The sequence below is a fragment of the Herminiimonas contaminans genome (assembly GCF_015645465.1).
Classification (GTDB): Bacteria; Pseudomonadota; Gammaproteobacteria; order Burkholderiales; family Burkholderiaceae_D; genus Oxalicibacterium; species Oxalicibacterium contaminans.
The window spans coordinates 79,964-101,708 of record NZ_JADOEL010000014.1; the positions used below are offsets into that span (position 1 = coordinate 79,964).

The window sequence follows — 21,745 nt, forward strand, 5'->3', positions numbered from 1 at the left end:
GAAGCTTAAAGGAAATCCGGAAAGCTTGTCAGCACTAGCAAATAAGCTGTCATACAGACAAGCCCCTGAGTTATCTATGCAAGGAGCGATATAGAACCACTATTTGATACGCTGCTTTTCCAGCTTGCGCGCCAGCGTCCGTCTATGCATACCAAGACGTCGTGCCGCTTCCGAAATATTGAAGTCAGTTTCCACCAGCACTTCATGTATGCGCTCCCACTCCAGCGTCTTGATCGAAGTCGAACGATTGCTCACTTCGATCTCGACCACACCTGCTACATGACCGAAGGCTGCTTCGATGTCATCTGTATTCGATGGTTTGGCAAGGTATTGGCAGGCACCCAGCTTGATGGCTTCCACTGCGGTGTTGAGGCTGGCGAAACCGGTCAGGACCACGATCAGCATCGCCGGATCATGCTTGTGCAACATCTGTACGCTAGCGAGACCGGAGGTATTTCCTTCCAGCTTGAGATCGACTACCGCATAGCCGGGATTGTGCTCGCGCAAAAGCGCACTCGCTGCTTCCAGGTTGGCGGCGAGCAGCACGGTGTAACCGCGTCGTTCAAACGAACGACCCAGCGTGCGGGCAAACGCCGCGTCATCTTCAATAATCAGCAATAGACGGTTATCAGCCGACATCTTCATCATCCTCGTCGAGACTGATAGCAGAGAGCGGCAAGGTCAGCTCCACAGCCGCCCCACCCTCTTTACGGTTACGGGCGGCAACAGTACCACCCAGTTTGCGTGCAACATTCACCACCAGGAACAAGCCCAGACCGCTACCCGGACGTCCTTTGGTCGATTGATAAGGCTTGCCTATCTGCGACAACATGTCGGGTGGAAAACCGGGACCTGCATCGGTAATCAGCAAAGTCAGCACATCTTCCTTGCTTGATACTTCCAGCCGAACCCAATGTGGCGACGCTTCGACCGCATTATCCAATACATTGCAGATCATTTGTTTCAATACCGAATCGAATACAACAGGTACGTCCTGTTCTATGCGGTTCTTGTATTCAAAGTAGGTAATCGCACGACTGCTGCGCCACTCTGCCGCCAAATCATTCAGGAAAGTGTTGAGCGTGGTTTTCACCGACGATTCACCGCGCGCTTCACCGGCCGACAACAGGATGCTGCTGACGATGGCCTTGCAACGCTTGAGTTGCGTTTCCATCTCGACGATTTCAGCCCGCAGTTCCGGATTGTTGGTGAACTCTGGCATGCGACGCCAGTCACCCAGGATCACCGACAGCGTCGCCAATGGCGTACCCAATTCATGAGCAGCGCCGGAAGCCAACAGCCCCATGCGCACAATGTTTTCCTCTTCCGTCGCACGCTTGCGCAGGTCGGCCAGTTGCGTCGCACCGGTACGCAGGTTGCGATTGATACGCGTGATGAAAAAAGCCAGCAGGATGGCGTTCAGCGAAAAGCAGATCAGCACACCTTGCACATACATGCTGAAGACCAGGTATTCGTGATCGTAAGGCAGCGTCAGCGGGCTGGAGAGTATCGACAAGGCGACCAGGCAGGCGCTGGTGATCGCGACGATAATCCAGGTCGACCACGCTTCCAGCAACACGGCGCTGAGGATGACCTGTAGCAGGTAGAGGAAGATGAAAGGATTGGTGGTGCCGCCGCTGAGATAGAGCTGGGCTGTGAGGATAGCAACGTCGACCAGCAGGGCGAGGAACAACTCGCTATTCGAAACCCGGGGACGTTCGTGCCAGCGCAGGTGGCTGGCAATATTGAAAGCAACCAGGCAGACCAGCACCTCCAGCATATGCCGTACCGGTAGCTCGATGCCCAGACCCAGCGTGACCACAGCTATCGTTGTAATTTGTCCAACGACGGCGATCCAGCGCAGCTGGATCAACTGTTGCATGTTTTTGTGGCCTACGGAATTTTCGCTATCCGTGGTCGACCAGCGATCCCGCTCTTTTACGGCGTCCTTATTCGCTGGCGCTTCGGTTTTTCCCAACATCTTCGGTTTCTCGGTCTATACGGTCAGCACGGGTGCCGGCAGCGCGCGCCTTGCGCTCTTCGCGCCTGAACCAAAAAGCCGCGCCCGCCACCATCAAGGCAAGAGCATACCAAGTAAGTGCATAGACGAGATGGTTATTATGAAATGAGATGATGGTCAGACCACCGACCGGCTCAGCGATAGTCCGATCTGCGACCGCGCTGCCAGCTGTAGGCTTGGCCGCTTCCGCGTCGATGAAGTAAGGTGCGACCGGTGCCAGCTGGTGTTGCGCAGCGATCGCCTGCACGTCACGCGAATACCAGCGATTGCCGGCCGGATCGTTGTGACGCAGGAAACCACCACCCGGCTCGCTGATACGCAACAAGCCGCTGACGCTGACCACTTGCTGCGGATCACCTGCCGCCGGTGTGCTGCGTTCCGGTATGTAACCACGATTGATCAGGAAGATATTGCCGTCTGCGCTACGCAACGGTGTTAACACCCAGAAACCTGCACCCAGTTCGGTGACTGCCTGTACCTTGACCGACTGCTCATACAGGAAATTGCCGCTGACGCTGACATGCCGGTACTCATCATTGGCTGCGCTGACTTGCGGCCATGCTTGAGGTCCCGGTGCCGGGGTAGCGGCAGCATGCACGCGTTGTTCGACACGTTCGATCAACGCCAGCTTCCACTGCAGCCGATATACCTGCCAGGTGCCAAGGGCGACCAGGCCGGTGAACAAAACGAGCGCTATCACGGCCAGCACCGTCAAGGTGGTGGTCGAACGTGAAAGCGGCCCGGCTTCCTTCGAAACCGAGCCGCTCGTCTGTGCAGACTGATCAGTCATTAGCGATGATTCATCTGCTGGGCTGCGCCCGTCATCGCATTCGATGAAGTGTGCAGCTCATTGGTAGGATCCATCAGGTGCGGCATCATGTTGTGGTTCATGTGGTACATGACCCAGATCGAACCAGCCAGCATGATCACAACCACCATCACGGTGAAGATCAGACCCAGCATCGACCAGCCACCTTCCGACTTGGTGTTCATGTGCAGGAAGTAAATCATATGCACTACAACTTGTACCGCAGCAAAGCCGAGGATAACAAATGCGGTAGTGCTGGAGCTGTCAAACACCTTGGCCATGACCAGCCAGAACGGAATCGCTGTCAGGATGACCGACAGGATGAAACCGATGGCGTAGCTTTTCAGGCTGCCGTGTGCGTGACCGTCGTCGTGACCATGACCATGGCCGTGGTCGGCGCCATGCGCGCCGTGTGCGTGATGATCGCTCATGGCAACACTCCCATCAGATAAACAAAGGTAAATACACCGATCCAGATCACGTCCAGGAAGTGCCAGAACATCGACAGGCACATCAGGCGACGACCGTTTTCAGGAATCAGACCGTGACGTTTCAATTGGAACATCAGGGTAACCAGCCAGACGATACCGAAGGTCACGTGCAGACCGTGGGTAGCAACCAGGGCAAAGAAGGCCGTCAGGAAGCCGCTGCGTTGCGGACCTGCACCTTCGTGCAACAGGTGGCTGAACTCATACAGTTCGAGTGCCAGGAAGGCTGCGCCGAGCAAACCGGTGACTGCCAGCCAGATCATGGTGGCGTTCAGGCGTTTGCGTTGTGCTTCCAGCATGGCGAAGCCGTAGGTAATCGACGACAACAGCAGGAAAGCCGTATTCATCGCTACCAGTGGCAGGTCAAACAGGTCAGCACCGGTAGGACCGCCTGCGTAGTTGCGACCCAATACTGCGTAGGTTGCGAACAGACACGCGAAAATCAGGCAGTCGCTCATCAGGTACAACCAGAAACCCAGCAAGGTGCCGTTTTCCGGATGATGCTCTTGCACGTAGTAACGCGCGCTTGGGTCAGCGCTCAGAGCGCTTGAGTTTGCGGTAATTTCAGACATGGCTTTCCAACAAGCGAGTGCGAAGATTTTCGGTACGGGCTACTTCTTCCGCCGGAATGTAATAATCGCGTTTGTAATTAAAGGTATGGATGATGATCGCTGCCAGCAGGACCACAAAGGTCACGCTTGCCACCAGCCACATTTGCCAGATCAGGCAGAAACCAATCGCTGCGCTGATCGCCGAAATGATGAAGCCTGCGCCAGTGTTTTTCGGCATATGGATAGCGGTGAAACCTTCCAGCGGACGCTTGTAACCATTCTTCTTCATGTCAGCCCAGGTATCGTTATCGTAGACCTTAGGTGTGAACGCGAAGTTGTAGTCTGGTGGTGGCGACGAAGTCGACCATTCCAGAGTACGGCCATCCCATGGATCACCAGTCACGTCACGCAATTCATCGCGACGACGGAAGCTGACGTAGAACTGGATCAGCATCGAACCGATACCCAGCGCGATCAGGACCGCACCGAACGCAGCAACCTGGAACCAGATTTGCAGCGATGGATCCTGGAACTGGCTCATACGACGGGTAACACCCATCAGGCCGAGTACGTACAACGGCATGAAGGCCATCCAGAAACCGACGATCCAGAACCAGAACGAGCATTTACCCCAGAACACGTCCAGCTTGAAGCCGAATGCTTTCGGGAACCAGTAGTTGATACCTGCAAACAGGCCGAACAACACACCACCGATAATCACGTTATGGAAGTGAGCGATCAGGAACAGGCTGTTATGCAATACAAAGTCAGCTGGTGGTACTGCCAGCAAGACGCCGGTCATACCGCCGATCACGAAAGTGATCATAAAGCCGATGGTCCACATCATAGGCAGTTCGAAACGGATACGGCCGCGATACATCGTGAACAACCAGTTGAAAATCTTCGCGCCGGTAGGGATCGAGATAATCATCGTGGTGATACCGAAGAACGAGTTGACGCTGGCCCCTGAACCCATGGTGAAGAAGTGATGCAGCCACACCAGGTAAGACAGGATGGTAATAACCACGGTCGCGTACACCATCGAGGTGTAACCGAACAGACGCTTGGCCGAGAAGGTCGATACCACTTCCGAGAACACGCCGAACAACGGCAGGATCAGAATGTAGACTTCAGGATGTCCCCAGATCCAGATCAGGTTGACATACATCATCGCGTTGCCGCCCAGATCATTGGTGAAGAAGTTGGTGCCGAAGATACGATCCAGCGACAACATCGCCAGTACTGCGGTCAGTACCGGGAACGCAGCAACGATCAGAACGTTGGTACACAGAGCGGTCCAGCTGAACACTGGCATCTTCATCATGTCCATGCCTGGTGCACGCATCTTGACGATGGTGACGATCAGGTTGACACCTGACAGCAGCGTGCCGACACCGGCAATCTGTAATGACCAGATGTAGTAATCAACCCCGACGTCCGGACTCGCCAGAATACCCGACAGCGGTGGATAAGCCAGCCAGCCGGTTTTTGCGAATTCACCAACGAACAGTGAAGCCATCACCAGGACAGCACCGAAGGTGGTCATCCAGAAGCTGAAGTTATTCAGGAATGGGAAAGCAACGTCGCGTGCACCGATTTGCAGTGGCACTACGTAGTTCATCAGACCGGTAACCAATGGCATCGCCACGAAGAAAATCATGATCACGCCGTGCGCGGTGAAGATCTGGTCGTAGTGATGTGGTGGCAGGAAGCCTGGGTTGTCGCCGAAAGCAATCGCTTGCTGGGCGCGCATCATCAATGCATCGGCAAAGCCGCGCATCAGCATGATCAAACCGAGGATCATGTACATGATGCCGATTTTCTTGTGATCGATGCTGGTGATCCAGTCACGCCACAAAGTACCCCACAAACGGAAGTATGTAATGCCGCCCAGGACAGCGATGCCGCCCAGGACAACCATTGCAAACGTCACCAGCAGGATAGGCTCATGGAACGGAATTGCGTCCCAATTCAGACGGCCGAAGATAAGCTTCGTCAGATCAGTATGGTCTTGCATTAGTTACTCTTCAATAAATTGGTGGACGGAGTACATACCGCTGCATCGATTTCAGCAAGGGCTGTTTTGTCGTCTCTGAGGAAATTCTTCGCTGCAGCCTGAACCTTCATACGGGTCATGTCTTCGTGCATGATTTTATTCATGCAGACAGTGCCTTCAGCGACGCAACGATTCAGGACAGCGTGATACAGGTCTGGCGCAACTTTACCGAAGTGACGTACCGGCTCACGTTCGCTAGGCTGTTCGAGTTCGGTGTAAACCGCACGATCCAGGGTCTGGCCGTTTTTCTTCGCGTCTTTCACCCATTGATCAAAGTCAGCTACGTCCATGCCGTGATACTTGAAGCGCATGTGCGAGAAGCCCGGGCCACTGAAGTTCGCCGAGAAGCCGTCAAACGTACCTGGCTTATTAATAACCGCGTTCAGCTGGGTTTCCATGCCTGGCATTGCGTAGATCTGACCAGCCAGTGCAGGAATATAGAACGAGTTCATGACTGTCGATGCCGTGATCTTGAAGCGGATAGGCACGTCAACAGGTGTCGCCAACTCATTAATAGTTGCAATACCTTGTTCCGGATAGATGAACAACCACTTCCAGTCGAGCGCCACAACTTCAATCGTCAGCGGTTCAGCAGCAGCCGAAATCGGACGGTTGGCATCCAGGCGGTCGAGCGGACGATATGGGTCGAGCTTGTGAGTACTGATCCAGGTGATCAGACCCAATGCGATAATGATCAGCAGCGGAGCGCCCCAGATCACCAATTCGAGTTGTGTAGAATGATCCCAGTCTGGGTCGTATTTAGCTTCGGTGTTGCTCTTGCGGTAGCGCCATGCGAATAAAATCGTCAGGGCGATGACAGGAACAATAATCAACAACATAAGTAGCGTGGAAACAACGATTAGTTGTCCCTGCTGAGCGGCAATGTCACCTGATGGATTCAATACTACCCAGTCACATCCGGCCAGCAATGTGAGTGGTAACAGCATTAATCCGCGACGAGTTATCAAAGAAGTCATTCAATGCATTACGGAGGTTGGGAGATCGTGATAATGTAATACAAACAGCGCGCGTTGCCGATTGGACGTTTTGTCCCACCCTACGGGTAAGGGACTTGTGGTGTGGGACGGCGTCAGCGCGGTGTTCAACATGATTGGAGACATAATTATGGCTAACACGTATGACACCGTACTTCCAGATGACTCCAAACTTGCCTCGCCTGGTAATGGTCCTAGACTGATCAACACTCGTGGTGGTCACATTGCCCCGGGGGAAATTGCCATTGGCGTTGTTATTGGTCGCGCATCAGAGTATTTCGACTTCTTTGTATACGCCATCGCTTCGGTGTTGGTATTCCCAGCTGTTTTCTTTCCATTTGCACAACCTCTAGAAGCCACACTGTATTCATTTACCGTGTTTGCCTTCGCTTTCCTGGCCCGACCGCTAGGGACCGTTATCTTTATGGCAATTCAACGCCGGTTTAGCCGGGAAGCCAAGCTCACGCTGGCGCTCTTCCTGCTCGGCTTCTCCACGGCTGGTATTGCCTTCCTGCCGAATTACGCCCAACTGGGTGCCAGCGCCATCCTGGCCCTGTCGCTGTTGCGCATAGGCCAAGGCATCGCGCTGGGCGGCTCGTGGGACGGCTTGCCTTCGCTGCTGGCACTCAATGCACCGCAAAACCGCCGCGGCTGGTATGCGATGCTGGGTCAACTCGGTGCGCCGGTTGGTTTCGCGATTGCTGCCGGATTGTTCTCCTATCTCCTGTCCGAGTTGTCGCGCGCCGACTTCCTCGACTGGGGCTGGCGCTATCCGTTCTATGTAGCGTTTGCGATCAACGTGGTGGCACTGTTCGCCCGCTTGCGTCTGGTGTCCACACCTGAATACTCGCACCTGCTGGATGAACAAGAGCTGGAGCCGGTCAGCGCGACTGAAATTGTGCAAAAACAAGGCCGCAACCTGATCATCGGCGCACTGGCAGCATTGGCCAGCTATGCCCTGTTCCATCTGGTAACTGTATTCCCATTGTCGTGGATCAGCCTGTACTCGGATCGCTCCATCAGTGCCTTCCTGCACGTACAAATGATGGGCGCAGCGCTGGCAGCAGTCGGCATCGTCATCTCCGGCCTGGTTGCGGATAGATTCGGACGTCGCACCACACTCGGTACGCTGGCCTGCCTGATCGCCATCTTCAGCGGCTTCGTTCCTATGCTGCTCAATGGCGGCACCCGCGGTGAAGACCTCTTCATCCTGATCGGCTTCGCGCTGCTCGGTTTGTCGTATGGTCAGGCTGCTGGTGCAGTATCGGCCAACTTCCACGCGAAGTACCGCTACACCGGCGCTGCCCTCACCTCGGATCTGGCATGGCTGGTCGGTGCTGCATTTGCACCGCTGGTCGCACTGGGCCTGTCGGCACACTTCGGCCTGGGTTATGTCAGCCTCTACCTGCTGTCTGGTGCAGTTGGTTCGCTGGCGGCACTGAGTCTGAATAGAGCACTGGAAATTCGGAACTAGCTTTAAGGCTGGCGCTTAGTGCGCCGGAAGCAAAAAGGGCAGACATATAAATGTCTGCCCTTTTTATTTATATGCACAGCAAGAACGCCTACACTGCCACTCAATCGCAAGCGCGCTAAGAAAGAATGTCCGCTTTCGACCCAATGCAGACATTCGTCTTGAAGTGCCTCTCTTCATCAATGCCACATACTCCCTGAACATCACTGATTTCGGGGATGTTCAACCTTCTAGTTTTGCTGTCTAATGTTGCCTAAATAAAACATCAGTAACACAGGCGGCCGACGACATATTTTTCTTGTCGATCCAATTGGCCCGTAATTCATTTGTCATCTGCCGCCCTAGGCTATCCATCTAACCTGGAAAATACTCATGAACCACTGCTTTAAATCTGTCCTTAATCTATGTTCAGGCACCTCTCAGGTTACTTCAGAAAAAGCACGCAATGGAGGCAGAACAGGTAAATCAGTCAACAAACTGGCGCTCGCTACCTTGCTTGGACTGTCAGCAGGCACTGCAGTAGCAGATGCAACCATTGACGGAGTTACCCAGACCGTGCCCTCAGGTACGAGTCTTGATGCTGCAGGGGATCTTTATGTTGGCCTAAATACTACCGCTCGACTGAATGTTACGAGCGGCAGCACAGTGACCAATACCAATGCCTTTATCGGCTTGAGCAATACTAGCCAGGGCGAAGTATTCGTTAGCGGCACAGGCGCAACATGGACAACGAGCGGCGATCTCTATGTAGGCTGGGATGGGAACGCTTTTGTCATGGTTGAGAATGGTGCAAGCATCATCGCTCGTACTGCGACGATCCTTGCAGCGAATCCCACCGCCTACTCTCAGTTGACAATCAGCGGCACCAGCGGCTCTCGTGGCGTGTTATCAACACCTTACATTTTTAAGGGTATCGGTACGGGGGAGCTTCATTGGGATGGCGGTATTCTGCAGGCCAGATCCGATGAGTTCGAATTCTTCCCCAATTTCAGTTCCGGGGAAATTGTTATTAACGGTGGCGGTGCCTTCTTCGATACCAATGGCTATAACGTTGGTGTGCAAAGGCCCGGCATCCTAATCGGCACCGGTGGCTTCACCAAATTGGGCGCAGGTACCCTCACCATCGCCGGCAACAACTCCTGGGGTGGTGACACGACCGTAAACGCTGGCACACTGGCACTAGGCAGTTACACCCAGGGTGGCAGCCAGACCTTGACCATTGGCGTCGCCGACAGCACGAACTACGGCAGGCTGCAAGTCAGTGGCGTGGCCAACTTCAACAACAGCAACCTCGCCGTCAATGTCATTGGCAGCCCTACGCTGGCCAACAACCTCACTTTGACGGGTGTAGTCACGGCCGGTACGCTGAACGCAACGAGCTTCATCGTAACTGACAACTCCGCATTGTTCGACTTCAACGCCACCGTCAACAGCAACAGCGTTGACCTGAATGTCATTGCCAGTGGTAGCGGCACATCCGGCACCACCGTCTACGGTTCGGCACTCAAGCATGGTCTGTACTCAGCCTTAGGTGCAGCCAGCGTCCTTGACACCCAGGTTCAGGGAACTCCAACCGGCGATATGGCCAACGTCGTCACTGCACTTGGCCGGCAACCGGACGAGCGCAGTGTGGCCCGCGCCGTGGCCCAGACACTGCCGCTTATCTCCGGCAATCACGCTGTGCAAGGCACCTTGAGCAGCTTCCAGAAAGTGGTGCAGAACCAGATGCAGGGTAATGGCAACACAACCGGTTTGTCATCAGGCGATGCACTGTCCAATAAAAATGCATGGGGCAAGGTATTTGGCTCCCGTGCTGAGCAGGATGACCGCAGTGGCGCTGCTGGCTTCAAAGCAGATACCTGGGGGCTGGCATTGGGTGCCGATGCACAAGTCGCGCAGGGTGCTCGCTTTGGTGTGGCCTACGCTTACGCCAAGACCTCGGTCAACGGCAATACCGAACTGAATGGGTCCGCACAACGTGCCAATATCGGTTCGCACATTGTTGCGTTGTATGGGAGTAAAGATATTGGTGACAATCGCACTTTCTCGTTTCAAGGTGACCTTGGCGTCAGTAACAACGAATCCACACGCCACATCGACTTTGGTGGATTAAACCGCACAGCACGTGCCGATTACCGTACTTATAGCGCGCATGTTGGTGCAGCTATTTCGCAAGCGTTCGCGTTAAATGAAAAGACGACGCTGACGCCGACACTGCGTGCCGATTACACATGGCTCAAATCTCAGGGCTACACCGAGAATGGTGCGGATGCATTAAACCTGGCCGTGGGTTCGAACAAAGCAGAAGCGTTTGTGATTGGTGCGGATGGGTATCTGCAGCATCGCTTCTCGAACACATCTCGCCTAGATGCCAATCTTGGTATCGGCTACGACGCCATCAATGAGCGGGGCAATATCATTTCTACCTATGCTGGTGCGCCTGGACAAGCATTTGTGACGACCGGCATTGACCACTCCCCGTGGCTGGTGCGTGGTGGCATCGGCTACAGCATGTTGGCTGCCAATAGTACGGAAGTTAGTTTCCGCTACGATGCAGAAGGTCGTTCGGAATACCTGAATCACACCGCATCGGTTCGGGCGAAGTGGGCGTTCTGACGCCTTAGAAGTGCCCCAAAAAAAAGCGACCATTTGGTCGCTTTTTTTACATCTCTGCGTGTCCGCTATTGGCCGATAGCTGACATAGCGATCACGCTGGAGTATCCGCAAGCAATGGTGTGTATACCGTCTGTTGATTTGCTCGCAGAATTGCCCCTCTCTAATTGATCCACCTTCCACTGTCTGGCGAAGGCTGCGAACCGGTCATACGACCCTTCAAATCCCAATGCACACAAGTCGATGTACATCTGTTTCAAAGTCCGTCTTTGCTTGCGTGACTTCGTTGCATCGGTCTTTAACCAGGCTGAAAGTTTGAACGCATATTTATCGAGAGAAGTCGGGGAACGTCGATCACTCCAATCTCCTACTCACTTTGGTAAGTAGGATTGGGTTCTAAACGTGGGTCAGTTCTCGATGCAAATCCACACGTAAGCAGACATTTGCTTACGACCCCAGGCATGCTTCTCCATATAAGAAAACAGCCGCCAAGTGGCGGCTGTTTTACCCATCTATTCCAGCTTGACGCCGGAGCTCTTGACCACCTGCCCCCAGCGCGCTATTTCGGACGCGATCATCGCAGTAAATTCTGCCTGTGACATGTGCGGAATATCCGAGCCTGCACTCGTCCAGTTGTGCTGGATTTCCGGAGATGCCAGCGCTTTCTTGACTTCTTCCGTCATACGCTCGACCACCTCGGGCGGCGTGCCCTTGATCGCCCATAGACCGTACCAGGTAGATACTTCATAGCCTGGTACACCGGCTTCTGCAGCTGTCGGAACGTCAGGAAAGCCCGGTGCGCGCTTGGGCGATGCGACGGCAAGTGCCTTAATGCGGCCGCTCTTGATATGGCTGGCCGAAGAACCGAGGCCGTCGAACATCATATCGAGCTGGCCGCCGATCAAGTCCTGCAACGCAGGCCCTGCACCACGGTATGGAATATGGGTAATGAAGGTCTTGGTCTGTATCTTGAACAGTTCACCCGCCAAATGATGCGAAGTACCGTTACCGGCCGAGCCGAAGTTCAGCTTGCCTGGATTCTTTCTTACGTAATCCAGCAAGCCTTTCAGATCCTGCACCGGAACGCGCTGCGTGTTGACTACGATCACCTGTGGTGGCGTGGCAATGACGGTAATCGGGATGAAATCTTTTTGCAGATCGTAAGCGAGCTTAGGATACAGCGCCGGTGCAATTGCATGATGCGCTGCGCCTATGAAAAACGTGTATCCATCAGGCGGAGATTTCGCTGCAACGCCCGCACCAAGCGTTCCACCTGCACCACCACGGTTATCGATGATGACCGTCTTGCCCAGCTGTTTGGTCAGCTGCGCCGCCAGCGGACGTGCAAAAGCATCCGTTCCGCCACCCGGAGGGAACGGTACGATCAAGGTCACCGGCCTGGTCGGCCAGGACTGAGCAAACGCGCTGACGGATAGGCACAGTCCGGCAAGCAGCAAGAGGGGGATTTTGAGTTTCATGATCTTGTCTCCAAAATTGTATTTTTTATATTAAGAAGTCATTTGCATACAAGAACATGAGTCCATGTATACAATCGCACATGCTTGCGAAAGATTATATCTATGGATTTTTTTGTCAAGACAATTATCTTGTTGCCTAAATCATATTATTTTTAGTATGGTGACAGCCGGGTTTAGCGAAAGAACGCACGACAGGCGGTAAGCCCACGTAGTGTCAGGTCGACTGTGCGAACAGACAATAAAAAAGCCGCTCTATACAGAGCGGCTTTTTAAATCCCAAGCAACCAATCAAATCTTCGCAGCAATCAACTTGGCCAATGTAGCCACGCCTTCACGTATCTTCTCCGGCGGCACAGTCACAAAACTCAAGCGCAAAGTATTTTTCTCCGCCTCATTCGCATAGAAAGGCGCACCCGGTACGAATGCCACTTTCTGCGCAATCGCCTCTTCCAGCAACTGCATGCAATCAATATGCTTAGGCAGCGTGACCCAGATGAACATGCCGCCCTCAGGCTTGTTCCACTTCACGCCTTCCGGTGCAAATTCAGCCAACGCATCCAGCATCACCTGACACTGGTTCGCGTACAAGGTACGGATCGATGGAATGTGTTCCGCGAGGAAGCCATCCTTGATCGCTTCATACACCACCATCTGTGTCAGTTGCGAGGTGTGCAGATCAGCAGCTTGCTTCGCCTGCTCCAGTTTGCGTATCAATGGGGTCGGGCCAACGACGTAACCAAGGCGTATGCCCGGTGTCAGCACCTTGGAGAACGAACCCATGTAAATCACGCCGCTAGGATTCATGGTCAGCATCTTCGGCAGCGGTTCAGCGCGATAGCTGAGTGCGCCGTACGGATCATCCTCGATCAGCGGCAAGCCATGGCGCGCGCAAGTTTCCACCAATGCCATCCGACGTTCCACCGACATGGTGCGTCCGGTCGGATTGTGGAAGTTAGGCAAGGCATACAGCAGACGCGCACCGTCGGCGATGCCATCGACTGCTTCCGGCAACAAGCCGTAGTCGTCGGTAGGCACCGAAACGAATTGCGGCTGGTACACGGAGAACGCTTGCAAGGCACCGAGGTAACTCGGAGTTTCAACCAGCACTTTGCTGTTTTCTTCGATCAGTACTTTGCCGAGCAGATCCAGCGCCTGCTGCGAACCGGACACCATCAAGACCTGATCCGGCGTGATTACCGAACCCGGGATGGACAGCGAATCCGCTATCCATTCACGCAAGGGCGCATAGCCATCGCTCGGTCCGTATTGCAGCGCGATCTTGCCCTGTTGCGACAACACCTTATCGAACGCCGCTTTCATATGCTCGACCGGGAAGGTTGCCGGTGATGGCAGTCCGCCGGCAAAGGAGATGATGTCCGGGCGCATCGTGATTTTCAGGATTTCGCGGATGACCGAGCTTTGCAGTTGTTCTGCACGTTTGGCGAATTGCCAGTTAATCGGCGTTGGGTGTTCGATTTTCATGATTACTTCACGGTATATACAAGGCTCACGCCCCGGCACTCCGGGGCATGGGTACTGCTTAGATCACTTCAGCGATCAATTCGATTTCTACGCATGCGCCCAGCGGGATTTGCGCGACGCCAAATGCAGAACGGGCATGCAAGCCTTGCGGGCCGAATACCTCAGCCAGCAATTCGGAGGCGCCGTTAGTGACCAGGTGCTGCTCGGTGTAATCACCGGTGGAGTTCACCAGACCCATGATTTTGACGATGCGTTTGACGCGATTCAGATCGCCGCCGCATGCTGCCTGCAAGGTCGCGATCAGGTCAATCGCCACGCCGCGTGCTGCCAGCTTGGCTTCATCAGTTGTGATGTTCTTGCCCAATTGGCCTACCCATGGCTTGCCGTCTTTCTTCGCGATATGGCCGGACAGGAAAACCGTGTTACCCGTTTGCGCATGCATGACGTAGGCTGCGACTGGTGCAGCGACAGCTGGCAATTCGATGTTCAAGGCTTTCAGCTTGTCGTAAACAGACATAAGTACTCCAAAAAATTGATGCCACTCCGTGCAAAGCAGGAATGGCAATGAACAGAAGTCCGTGGCTACGATGATGGCAAATTGCCATCGCAGCAATATGGCTCACGGAAGGAATCCTGCGATTATCTCAAATCCGCGGCTTTCCTTCCGAACTATCGTCACAAAATCGCCGCTAAAGCGGAATTCGTCCAGGAATGGGCATCAACTTAGACGTCTGATCGGCATCTTTCTCCCTATTGCCACCACAGCAATAATGGCGAGCGCAAACAAAAAGGTGCGCAGTTCCAGCAATTCACCAAGGATCACGGCCGCACCCAGCAGGGTCAGGAACGGCTGTATCAACTGCACCTGCCCGACGCGTGCGATACCGCCCAGCGCCAAACCCTTGTACCAAAAGAAGAAGCCGATAAACATCGAAAACAGCGACACATAGGCAAAACCTGCCCAGGCTGCAGGCGACGCAGTCACCCCGTGCTTCCAGCCCAGCCATACCGTTACCGGCAAAACTACAGGCATCGATAACACCAACGCCCACGAAATGACTTGCTGGCCGCCCATCGTTTGCGACAAACGTCCGCCTTCGGCATAGCCCATGGCCGCCGCCAGCACCGCTATAAACAATGCGAGGTCGGCAATGTGCAATTCACCACCGCCCTGCTGCAAGGCAAAGCCAACCACCAATGCGCTGCCCACTACTGCCGCAATCCAGAAACCGATTGAAGGCCGCTCACCAAAACGCAAGGCGCCGAACAAGGCAGTCGCCAACGGCAGGATGCCGAGGATGATCGCGCCATGTGACGCCGGAACATAGTGCATCGCGATCGAAGAAAACACCGGAAAACCGACCACCACGCCCAGCGCGGTAATCAGCAAGGATTTCATCTGCGCTTTGGTCGGACGCACCGCACCACTCCACCACAGCAAAATGGCCGAGCACGCCGCTGCCACCACCGCACGTCCGAGCGCAACAAATACCGGATGCAACTCAGCGACCGCGATACGGGTAAACGGTAGCGTCAGGCTAAACATCGCCACACCGATTGCGCCCAGCCACATGCCTTTGGTTTCTTGTGTCATTACAGATGACCTTGTCATTATTTTTGATTGGATATTCATAGCCAGATTGCCACAGCAGAGTACAAAGTGAGGACGATCATGACTGCGCAAAACACGCGCCGCCATTTAGCCTGCGTCAGATAGCGCCGCAACACTGCGCCGGTACCGGCCCAGATGCTGATGCATGGAAAATTGATGATGCCGAAGATGAAGCAAAACACGGCGATCGACAGCCACACCGGTTGTACCGGCGGCAGGAAAGCCGAAGCGCCGGTCACCGCCATCACCCACGCCTTCGGATTTGCGAACTGGAACAGGGAAGCACCGATGAATGACATCGGACGCACATCGGCATCCACCTCCTGCGTAAAGGCCATGCTGCGCAACTGCCAGGCCAGATACACGAGGTAAGTAGAACCTATCGTTTTTAATACGATATGCAAAGCCGGCATCGCAACGATCAGGCTGCCTATGCCCGCTGCACACAGTGCGAGAATCACGCTGAAACCAAAGACTACGCCAAACATATGCGGCAGCGAGCGCATAAAGCCAAAGCGTATGCCGGACGAAGTCAGCATGATGTTATTCGGCCCCGGCGTAATCGACGAAACGAAGGCGAATAAGGAAAGTGGCAGCAGCGATTCCATAATTTTCCACGGGTATGGCAAAACACTTAACAAGTGTTGATTACCGATTTTTCAGGAAAACATCGTAATCGACAAAACCAATACAGTACCAGTACACTTAAGGAATTAATTTACTCACTGTCATGGCAAAATGACCAATACAGCCAAATCCGCATCAGCCTCGCCCGCCCCTGCCGAAGCACAACGCCCGCTGCTGTCGCGTACGTCCGGCAGCTCGCTGATAGAGCAAATCGTGCAACTGATCACCAGCCGCATCGATGACAAAATTCTGCGCACCGGCGCACGCATGCCGTCGATACGCCAGTTCTCGGATCAGCACCAGGTCTCGCGCTTTACCGTGGTCGAAGCCTACGATCGCCTGGTCGCTGGCGGCTTGCTGGAATCGCGGCGCGGCTCCGGCTTCTACGTCCGTGATCGCTCGCCCATGCTGACGCCGCGCGCGCAAGGCACGCTCACGGCAACACCGCAACCGGTCGATGTGGTCTGGCTGGTACGCAATATGTTCCGTCAGTTGCCACCGCAAAAAATGCCGGGCGTAGGCTTGCTGCCGAATGAATGGCTGGATGGCGACCTGGTCGCGAATGCCTTGCGCGCAGTCAGCCGGCAAAACCCCAGCCTGCTGCTGCAATACGGCATCCCGCAAGGCTTCCTGCCACTGCGCCAGCAACTGCAATTGAAAATGGCGGAGCTGGAAATCGCTGCGACGCCGGAGCAATTCGTCACCACCGCTGGTGTGACGCAAGCACTGGATCTGGTGGCACGCCATTACATACAGCCGGGCGATACCATCTTTGTCGATGACCCGGGCTGGTTCCTGATGTTTGGTTCTTTCGCTGCGCTGGGCGCCAAGGTGGTCGGCATTCCACGTCTGGCGGACGGGCCGGACATCGCGCAACTGGCCGCGCTGGCTGAGCTGCATCGCCCCAAGCTGTTTATCATCAACTCCATCCTGCACAACCCGACCTCGACTTCACTGTCAGCGGCCAAGGCCTTCCAGGTATTAAAGATCGCCGAACAATACGACTTCATGATCGTGGAAGACGACATCTACTGCGATATGCATCCCGGCACCGCAGTGCAAGCCGCGACCCGCATCGCGGCGCTGGATCAATTGAATCGCGTGATTTATCTCGGAGGCTTCTCCAAGACACTGGCCGCCAACCTGCGTGTCGGCTTCATCGCCACGTCGCCGGAGATCGCGCGACAACTGGCCGATCGCAAGATGCTGACCGCATTAACAACGACCGAAATCACCGAGCGCGTGGTGTATCGCATCCTGTCGGAAGGGCATTACCGCAAGCATGCAGACCGGCTACGCACCAAGCTGACCGCAGTACGCGACAAGACCATCCGGCAGATGGAACGCATAGGCATCAAGGTCCATTTCCACACCCCGGCCGGGATGTTTGCCTGGACCGACATAGGCTGCGATGCCAACATCCTGACCGAGAAAGCGATGGAGCAAGGTTATCTGCTGGCACCGGGCAGCCTGTTTTCACCGCACCAGCTGCCGTCCACCAATATGCGCTTCAACGTCGCCGCCATGGCCGATCCGGGCATCTTGCGCTTCCTGGAACGTGAGCTGGGCAAGGCTTGAAATCAGTAAGGGCAGCCCCATTTGCTGCCCAGGCTTTTGAAAGTCTGGATTGACCCGCCCGCGGCGAGGCAACATCATAGCGGCTTGCAAAACCCTGCCGCATAGACAGGCTTGCACTAGCAATCCCCCTAATTCTTTGATTTTTGAGGTAAAAATGGCTGGTTCAGAACAAAAACAAACCCTGGGTTTCCAGGCTGAAGTCAAACAACTGCTGCAACTGATGATCCACTCCTTGTACTCGAACAAGGAAATCTTCCTGCGCGAACTGATCTCGAACGCTTCCGATGCTGCCGACAAACTGCGCTTTGAAGCTATCAACAACGGCGCCTTGTTTGAAAACGATGCTGACCTGAAAATCAAAGTCAGCTTCGACAAGGACGCACGCACCATCACCATTTCGGATAACGGCATAGGCATGACCCGCGACGACGCGGTTGAGCATCTGGGTACCATCGCCAAATCCGGCACCAAGGAATTCTTCTCGAAACTGTCCGGCGACCAGCAAAAGGATGCAGCACTGATCGGTCAGTTCGGCGTCGGCTTTTACTCCGGCTTCATCATCGCTGACCGCATCACGGTCGAAACCCGTCGCGCCGGTACTGATGCCAGCGCAGGCGTACGCTGGGAGTCGGAAGGCGCAGGCGACTTCACGGTGGAAGCCATCAACAAAGCAAATCGCGGCACCGACATCATCCTGCACCTGCGCGAAGGTGAAGATGAATTCCTCTCGTCGTGGAAACTGAAATCCATCATCCGCAAGTACTCGGACCATATCTCGCTGCCTATCATGATGCAGAAAGAAGAATGGGACGAAGAGAAAAAGGAAACCGTGGTGCGTGACGAATGGGAAACCATCAACCAGGCCAGCGCCTTGTGGGCACGCAACAAGAACGAAATCACGCCTGAGCAATACACCGAGTTCTACAAACACGTATCGCACGACTTCGGCGAACCGCTGACCTATACGCATAACCGCGTCGAAGGCCGCAGCGAATACACGCAACTGCTCTACATCCCGACCCAGGCACCGTTCGACCTGTGGGATCGCAACAAACGTGGCGGCATCAAGCTCTACGTCAAACGCGTCTTCATCATGGATGATGCTGAACAACTGATGCCGGTCTACCTGCGCTTCGTCAAAGGCGTAATCGACTCAGCTGATTTGCCACTCAACGTCTCGCGTGAAATCCTGCAAGAGTCGCGTGACGTCAAAGTCATACGCGAAGGCTCGACCAAGCGCGTGCTGTCCATGCTGGAAGAGCTGGCCAACAGCGATGAGCAGGCGGACAAGGATAAATACGTCACCTTCTGGAATGCCTTCGGCCAGGTATTGAAAGAAGGCATAGGCGAAGATGCAGCGAACAAGGAACGCATCGCCAAACTGCTGCGCTTCGCATCCACCCATAACGATAGCGATGCGCAAACCGTTTCCTTCGCCGACTACGTCGCACGCATGAAGGAAGGCCAAAGCAAGATTTACTACGCAACCGGCGAATCCTATAACGCAGCGAAGAACAGCCCGCACCTCGAAATCTTCCGCAAGAAAGGCATCGAAGTCCTGTTGCTGACGGATCGCGTCGATGAATGGATGCTGTCCTTCCTCGAAGAATTCGACGGCAAGGAATTGTCATCAGTCGCCAAAGGCGATCTCGACCTTGGCCAGCTGGAAGACGAAGCAGAGAAGAAGCAGCACCAGGAAACCGAAGACCAGTACAAAGAACTGGTCGCGAAGATGCAAACTGCATTGGCCGACAAAGCCAAGGAAGTACGCGTCACCTTCCGTCTGACTGACTCGCCAGCCTGTCTGGTTGCAGGTGAGAATGAATTGTCCGGCAACCTGATGCGCATGCTGAAAGCGGCTGGACAGGACGCACCGGATGCCAAACCGACACTGGAAATCAATCCGGATCATCCATTGGTGCAGCGCCTGAAATACGAAGATGCGAAATTCGACGACTGGTCGAATATCCTGTTCGACCAGGCTTTGCTGGCTGAAGGCGGCAACCTCAACGATCCGGCTGGCTTCGTGAAGCGCCTGAATGAAATGCTGTTGGGGCTGGCCAGCAAATAAGATTTACGTATTCACAACTGCCCACATTTAAAAAGCCGCGTGTACCTCACGCGGCTTTTTTATTTCCACGGTGAAAATCTCTATTTGTCAGCGCAGGGAGACTGTTCGCTAAAAAGGTAAATATTTGCTAATACGAGACTTTTCCATCTCCGCTGAGCAAAATTTACAAAAAAATCGCGTAATATTTCACATTCGCAACTCCGATATACCGGGGAGTAGTTAAAAGAATTAGATTTTTGTTTATTTTGATTTGCTTATTTGATCTTTAGGGGAAGAAAGAAATGTCGAAACGTTTATTGCGTATCTTGCCGCTCTGTCTGACCGGCGTTCTGCTGAGTGCCTGCTCCACCATGGACATGGGCAACAGCGGTGCTAAAACAGCAGCGACCGGTTCCGCCGGTGGTGCCAATGCACAAAATGCCAACGCCGCACTGGAACGTTGCGATGCGCCTATGGGCACCATCGCCATTATCGAAGACACGAGCGCACCGTGGTATGGCGTCCTGACCGGCCAATACAAACTCGGTTCGACCGTGCCTGTCCTCAAACTGCTGGTACAACAATCTAACTGCTTCGTCGTGGTTGAACGCGGCCGTGGCATGAACGCCATCATGGGCGAACGCGCGCTGGAACAATCCGGTGAACTGCGCAAGAAATCGAATTTCGGCAAAGGCAAAATGGTTTCCGCCGACTACGGTCTGGTTCCATCGATCACCTTCAGCAACAACAATGCTGGCGGCATGGGCGGCAGCGTAGCCGGTTTGCTGGGTGGCGGTCTGGGTAGCGCAGTCGCTGGCATCGCAGGCAACATCAACAGCAAGGAAGCCAGCACACTGCTGAGCGTCGTCGATAACCGTTCCAGCGTACAAATCGCAGCGGCTGAAGGCAGCGCGAAAAGCATGGACTTTGGCGCTATGGGCCAATTGTTCGGCTCCAGCGCTGGTGGCAGCATGGGTGGTTACTCCAATACCGCTGAAGGTAAGGTTATCGTCGCCGCTTTCACCGACTCGTATAACAACGTCGTACGCGCTGTGAAAAACTACCGTCAACAAACGGTAAAAGGTGGCCTGGGTACCGGTGGTCAGCTCAAGGTACAAGGTGACGACAGCCCGACACCTAAAAAGAAAAAAGCACCAGCCAAAGCAGCCGCTAAACCAGCTGCACAGTAATCACTGAGGCGGCACCGGCAAGCATCACAGCTTGCCAGCTCCCTACTTCTACGGCGACCTTGATGGTCGCCGTAATCATTTGCGGCACGTTATTTGTGTTGCCAGGTTTCCTACAGTTCCTATACAGTAAAGCGACTTCCAACCTAGCTAGGAGTTGCGTAATGAAGATCATCAAGACCAGCTGTTTGTCCGGCCTGCTGTTGGCAGCCGTCATCATCACCGCACATGCAGCCGAACCCTTGACTGGCTGCGCCGCCAAACGGCAGGAAGTAGAAACCCAGATCGAGCATGCGCGCGCACATGGCAACAAGGCGCAGGAAAAGAAATTGAATATCGCGCTCAAGCAAATCGTCGATCACTGCACCGATGAAGGCCTGCGTAAAGAACGCGAAGCCGACATCAAGAAAAAAGAAAACAATGTAGCTGAACGCAAAGCTGAACTGGAAAAAGTCCAGGCCAGCGGCAAAACCAAAAAAATCGCCAAGCAACAAAAGAAACTGCAGGAAGCTGAAACCGAACTGCAGGAAGCAAAGAACAAGCTGACGCAGTAATGCGTGAACTGCCAGAATGCTGGCGGGGCTGATACAGACCATGGAATTCGAGCCTGTCAGATTTTTTGTGTGCCGAAGGTCATGAGATGATACCGAAAGGGAAACACCATGACTACATCGATGAGCACAGTAAAAAAGCCCAAGAAACCGAAAGCCCTCAAACTTTTTTCCGACG

General features: G+C 54.3%; 18 protein-coding genes. 6 read left to right on the forward strand and 12 right to left on the reverse strand.

Going from position 1 to position 21,745, the window contains the following annotated elements; translation table 11 throughout:
* Positions 1-99 precede the first annotated feature (99 nt).
* From IXC47_RS15310 to cyoA, 7 genes are read right to left on the reverse strand one after another with little or no spacing between them, the layout of a single operon-like run.
* Complete coding sequence (locus IXC47_RS15310; protein ID WP_195876191.1) at positions 100-639, reverse strand: response regulator transcription factor; 540 nt, start codon at positions 637-639, stop codon at positions 100-102.
* Entirely contained in the window at positions 629-1,981 is a 1,353-nt protein-coding gene (locus tag IXC47_RS15315) for an ATP-binding protein (RefSeq protein ID WP_195876192.1), read from the reverse strand. Before IXC47_RS15315 ends, IXC47_RS15310 begins: the two co-directional genes overlap by 11 nt.
* Entirely contained in the window at positions 1,950-2,810 is an 861-nt protein-coding gene (locus IXC47_RS15320) for an SURF1 family protein (protein WP_195876193.1), read from the reverse strand. Before IXC47_RS15320 ends, IXC47_RS15315 begins: the two co-directional genes overlap by 32 nt.
* Complete coding sequence (cyoD, locus tag IXC47_RS15325; RefSeq protein ID WP_175626251.1) at positions 2,810-3,259, reverse strand: cytochrome o ubiquinol oxidase subunit IV; 450 nt, start codon at positions 3,257-3,259, stop codon at positions 2,810-2,812. Before cyoD ends, IXC47_RS15320 begins: the two co-directional genes overlap by 1 nt.
* The gene (gene cyoC, locus IXC47_RS15330; protein WP_175626250.1) at positions 3,256-3,888 is read right to left on the reverse strand and encodes a cytochrome o ubiquinol oxidase subunit III; all 633 of its coding nucleotides are present in this window, start codon (positions 3,886-3,888) and stop codon (positions 3,256-3,258) included. The genes cyoD and cyoC overlap by 4 nt, the downstream gene beginning before the upstream one ends.
* The gene (gene cyoB / locus IXC47_RS15335) at positions 3,881-5,884 is read right to left on the reverse strand and encodes a cytochrome o ubiquinol oxidase subunit I (RefSeq protein ID WP_195876194.1); all 2,004 of its coding nucleotides are present in this window, start codon (positions 5,882-5,884) and stop codon (positions 3,881-3,883) included. Before cyoB ends, cyoC begins: the two co-directional genes overlap by 8 nt.
* Complete coding sequence (gene cyoA / locus IXC47_RS15340) at positions 5,884-6,900, reverse strand: ubiquinol oxidase subunit II (protein ID WP_175626248.1); 1,017 nt, start codon at positions 6,898-6,900, stop codon at positions 5,884-5,886. Before cyoA ends, cyoB begins: the two co-directional genes overlap by 1 nt.
* Positions 6,901-7,048: 148 nt before the next feature.
* Here cyoA and IXC47_RS15345 point away from each other — a divergent pair, with 148 nt between their 5' ends.
* Entirely contained in the window at positions 7,049-8,392 is a 1,344-nt protein-coding gene (locus IXC47_RS15345; protein ID WP_195876195.1) for an MFS transporter, read from the forward strand.
* Positions 8,393-9,034: 642 nt separating this feature from the next.
* Complete coding sequence (locus IXC47_RS15350) at positions 9,035-11,005, forward strand: autotransporter outer membrane beta-barrel domain-containing protein (protein WP_195876196.1); 1,971 nt, start codon at positions 9,035-9,037, stop codon at positions 11,003-11,005.
* A 509-nt stretch (positions 11,006-11,514) separates the two neighbouring features.
* On the opposite strand, the gene IXC47_RS15355 is transcribed toward IXC47_RS15350, so the two are convergent.
* The 5 genes from IXC47_RS15355 to IXC47_RS15375 all read right to left on the reverse strand — a co-directional run bounded on the left by IXC47_RS15355 (position 11,515) and on the right by IXC47_RS15375 (position 16,182).
* Entirely contained in the window at positions 11,515-12,480 is a 966-nt protein-coding gene (locus IXC47_RS15355) for a Bug family tripartite tricarboxylate transporter substrate binding protein (RefSeq protein ID WP_175626245.1), read from the reverse strand.
* A gap of 288 nt (positions 12,481-12,768) precedes the next feature.
* Positions 12,769-13,962, reverse strand: coding sequence for an aminotransferase-like domain-containing protein (locus tag IXC47_RS15360; protein WP_195876197.1), 1,194 nt, complete (start codon positions 13,960-13,962; stop codon positions 12,769-12,771).
* 58 nt (positions 13,963-14,020) lie between these two features.
* A complete protein-coding gene (locus IXC47_RS15365) occupies positions 14,021-14,479 on the reverse strand; it encodes a RidA family protein (RefSeq protein WP_124574876.1) in 459 nt (152 codons plus the stop codon).
* 201 nt (positions 14,480-14,680) lie between these two features.
* On the reverse strand, positions 14,681-15,556 hold the full coding sequence (locus IXC47_RS15370) for a DMT family transporter (protein ID WP_230089593.1): 876 nt from the start codon (positions 15,554-15,556) through the stop codon (positions 14,681-14,683).
* A gap of 35 nt (positions 15,557-15,591) precedes the next feature.
* The gene (locus IXC47_RS15375) at positions 15,592-16,182 is read right to left on the reverse strand and encodes a LysE family translocator (RefSeq protein ID WP_195876199.1); all 591 of its coding nucleotides are present in this window, start codon (positions 16,180-16,182) and stop codon (positions 15,592-15,594) included.
* A gap of 130 nt (positions 16,183-16,312) precedes the next feature.
* Between IXC47_RS15375 and IXC47_RS15380 the strand changes: the two genes are divergently transcribed.
* The 4 genes from IXC47_RS15380 to IXC47_RS15395 all read left to right on the forward strand — a co-directional run bounded on the left by IXC47_RS15380 (position 16,313) and on the right by IXC47_RS15395 (position 21,570).
* Entirely contained in the window at positions 16,313-17,779 is a 1,467-nt protein-coding gene (locus IXC47_RS15380; RefSeq protein WP_175626238.1) for an aminotransferase-like domain-containing protein, read from the forward strand.
* A 154-nt stretch (positions 17,780-17,933) separates the two neighbouring features.
* Positions 17,934-19,850 carry a molecular chaperone HtpG gene (htpG, locus tag IXC47_RS15385; RefSeq protein WP_195876200.1) on the forward strand — a complete coding sequence of 639 codons (1,917 nt, stop codon included), beginning with the start codon at positions 17,934-17,936 and terminating at the stop codon, positions 19,848-19,850.
* 281 nt (positions 19,851-20,131) lie between these two features.
* Positions 20,132-21,019 (forward strand): CsgG/HfaB family protein, encoded by an 888-nt coding sequence (locus IXC47_RS15390; protein ID WP_175626236.1) that lies wholly within the window; start codon positions 20,132-20,134, stop codon positions 21,017-21,019.
* A gap of 161 nt (positions 21,020-21,180) precedes the next feature.
* Complete coding sequence (locus IXC47_RS15395; RefSeq protein ID WP_195876201.1) at positions 21,181-21,570, forward strand: DUF1090 domain-containing protein; 390 nt, start codon at positions 21,181-21,183, stop codon at positions 21,568-21,570.
* The last annotated feature ends 175 nt before the right edge of the window (positions 21,571-21,745 follow it).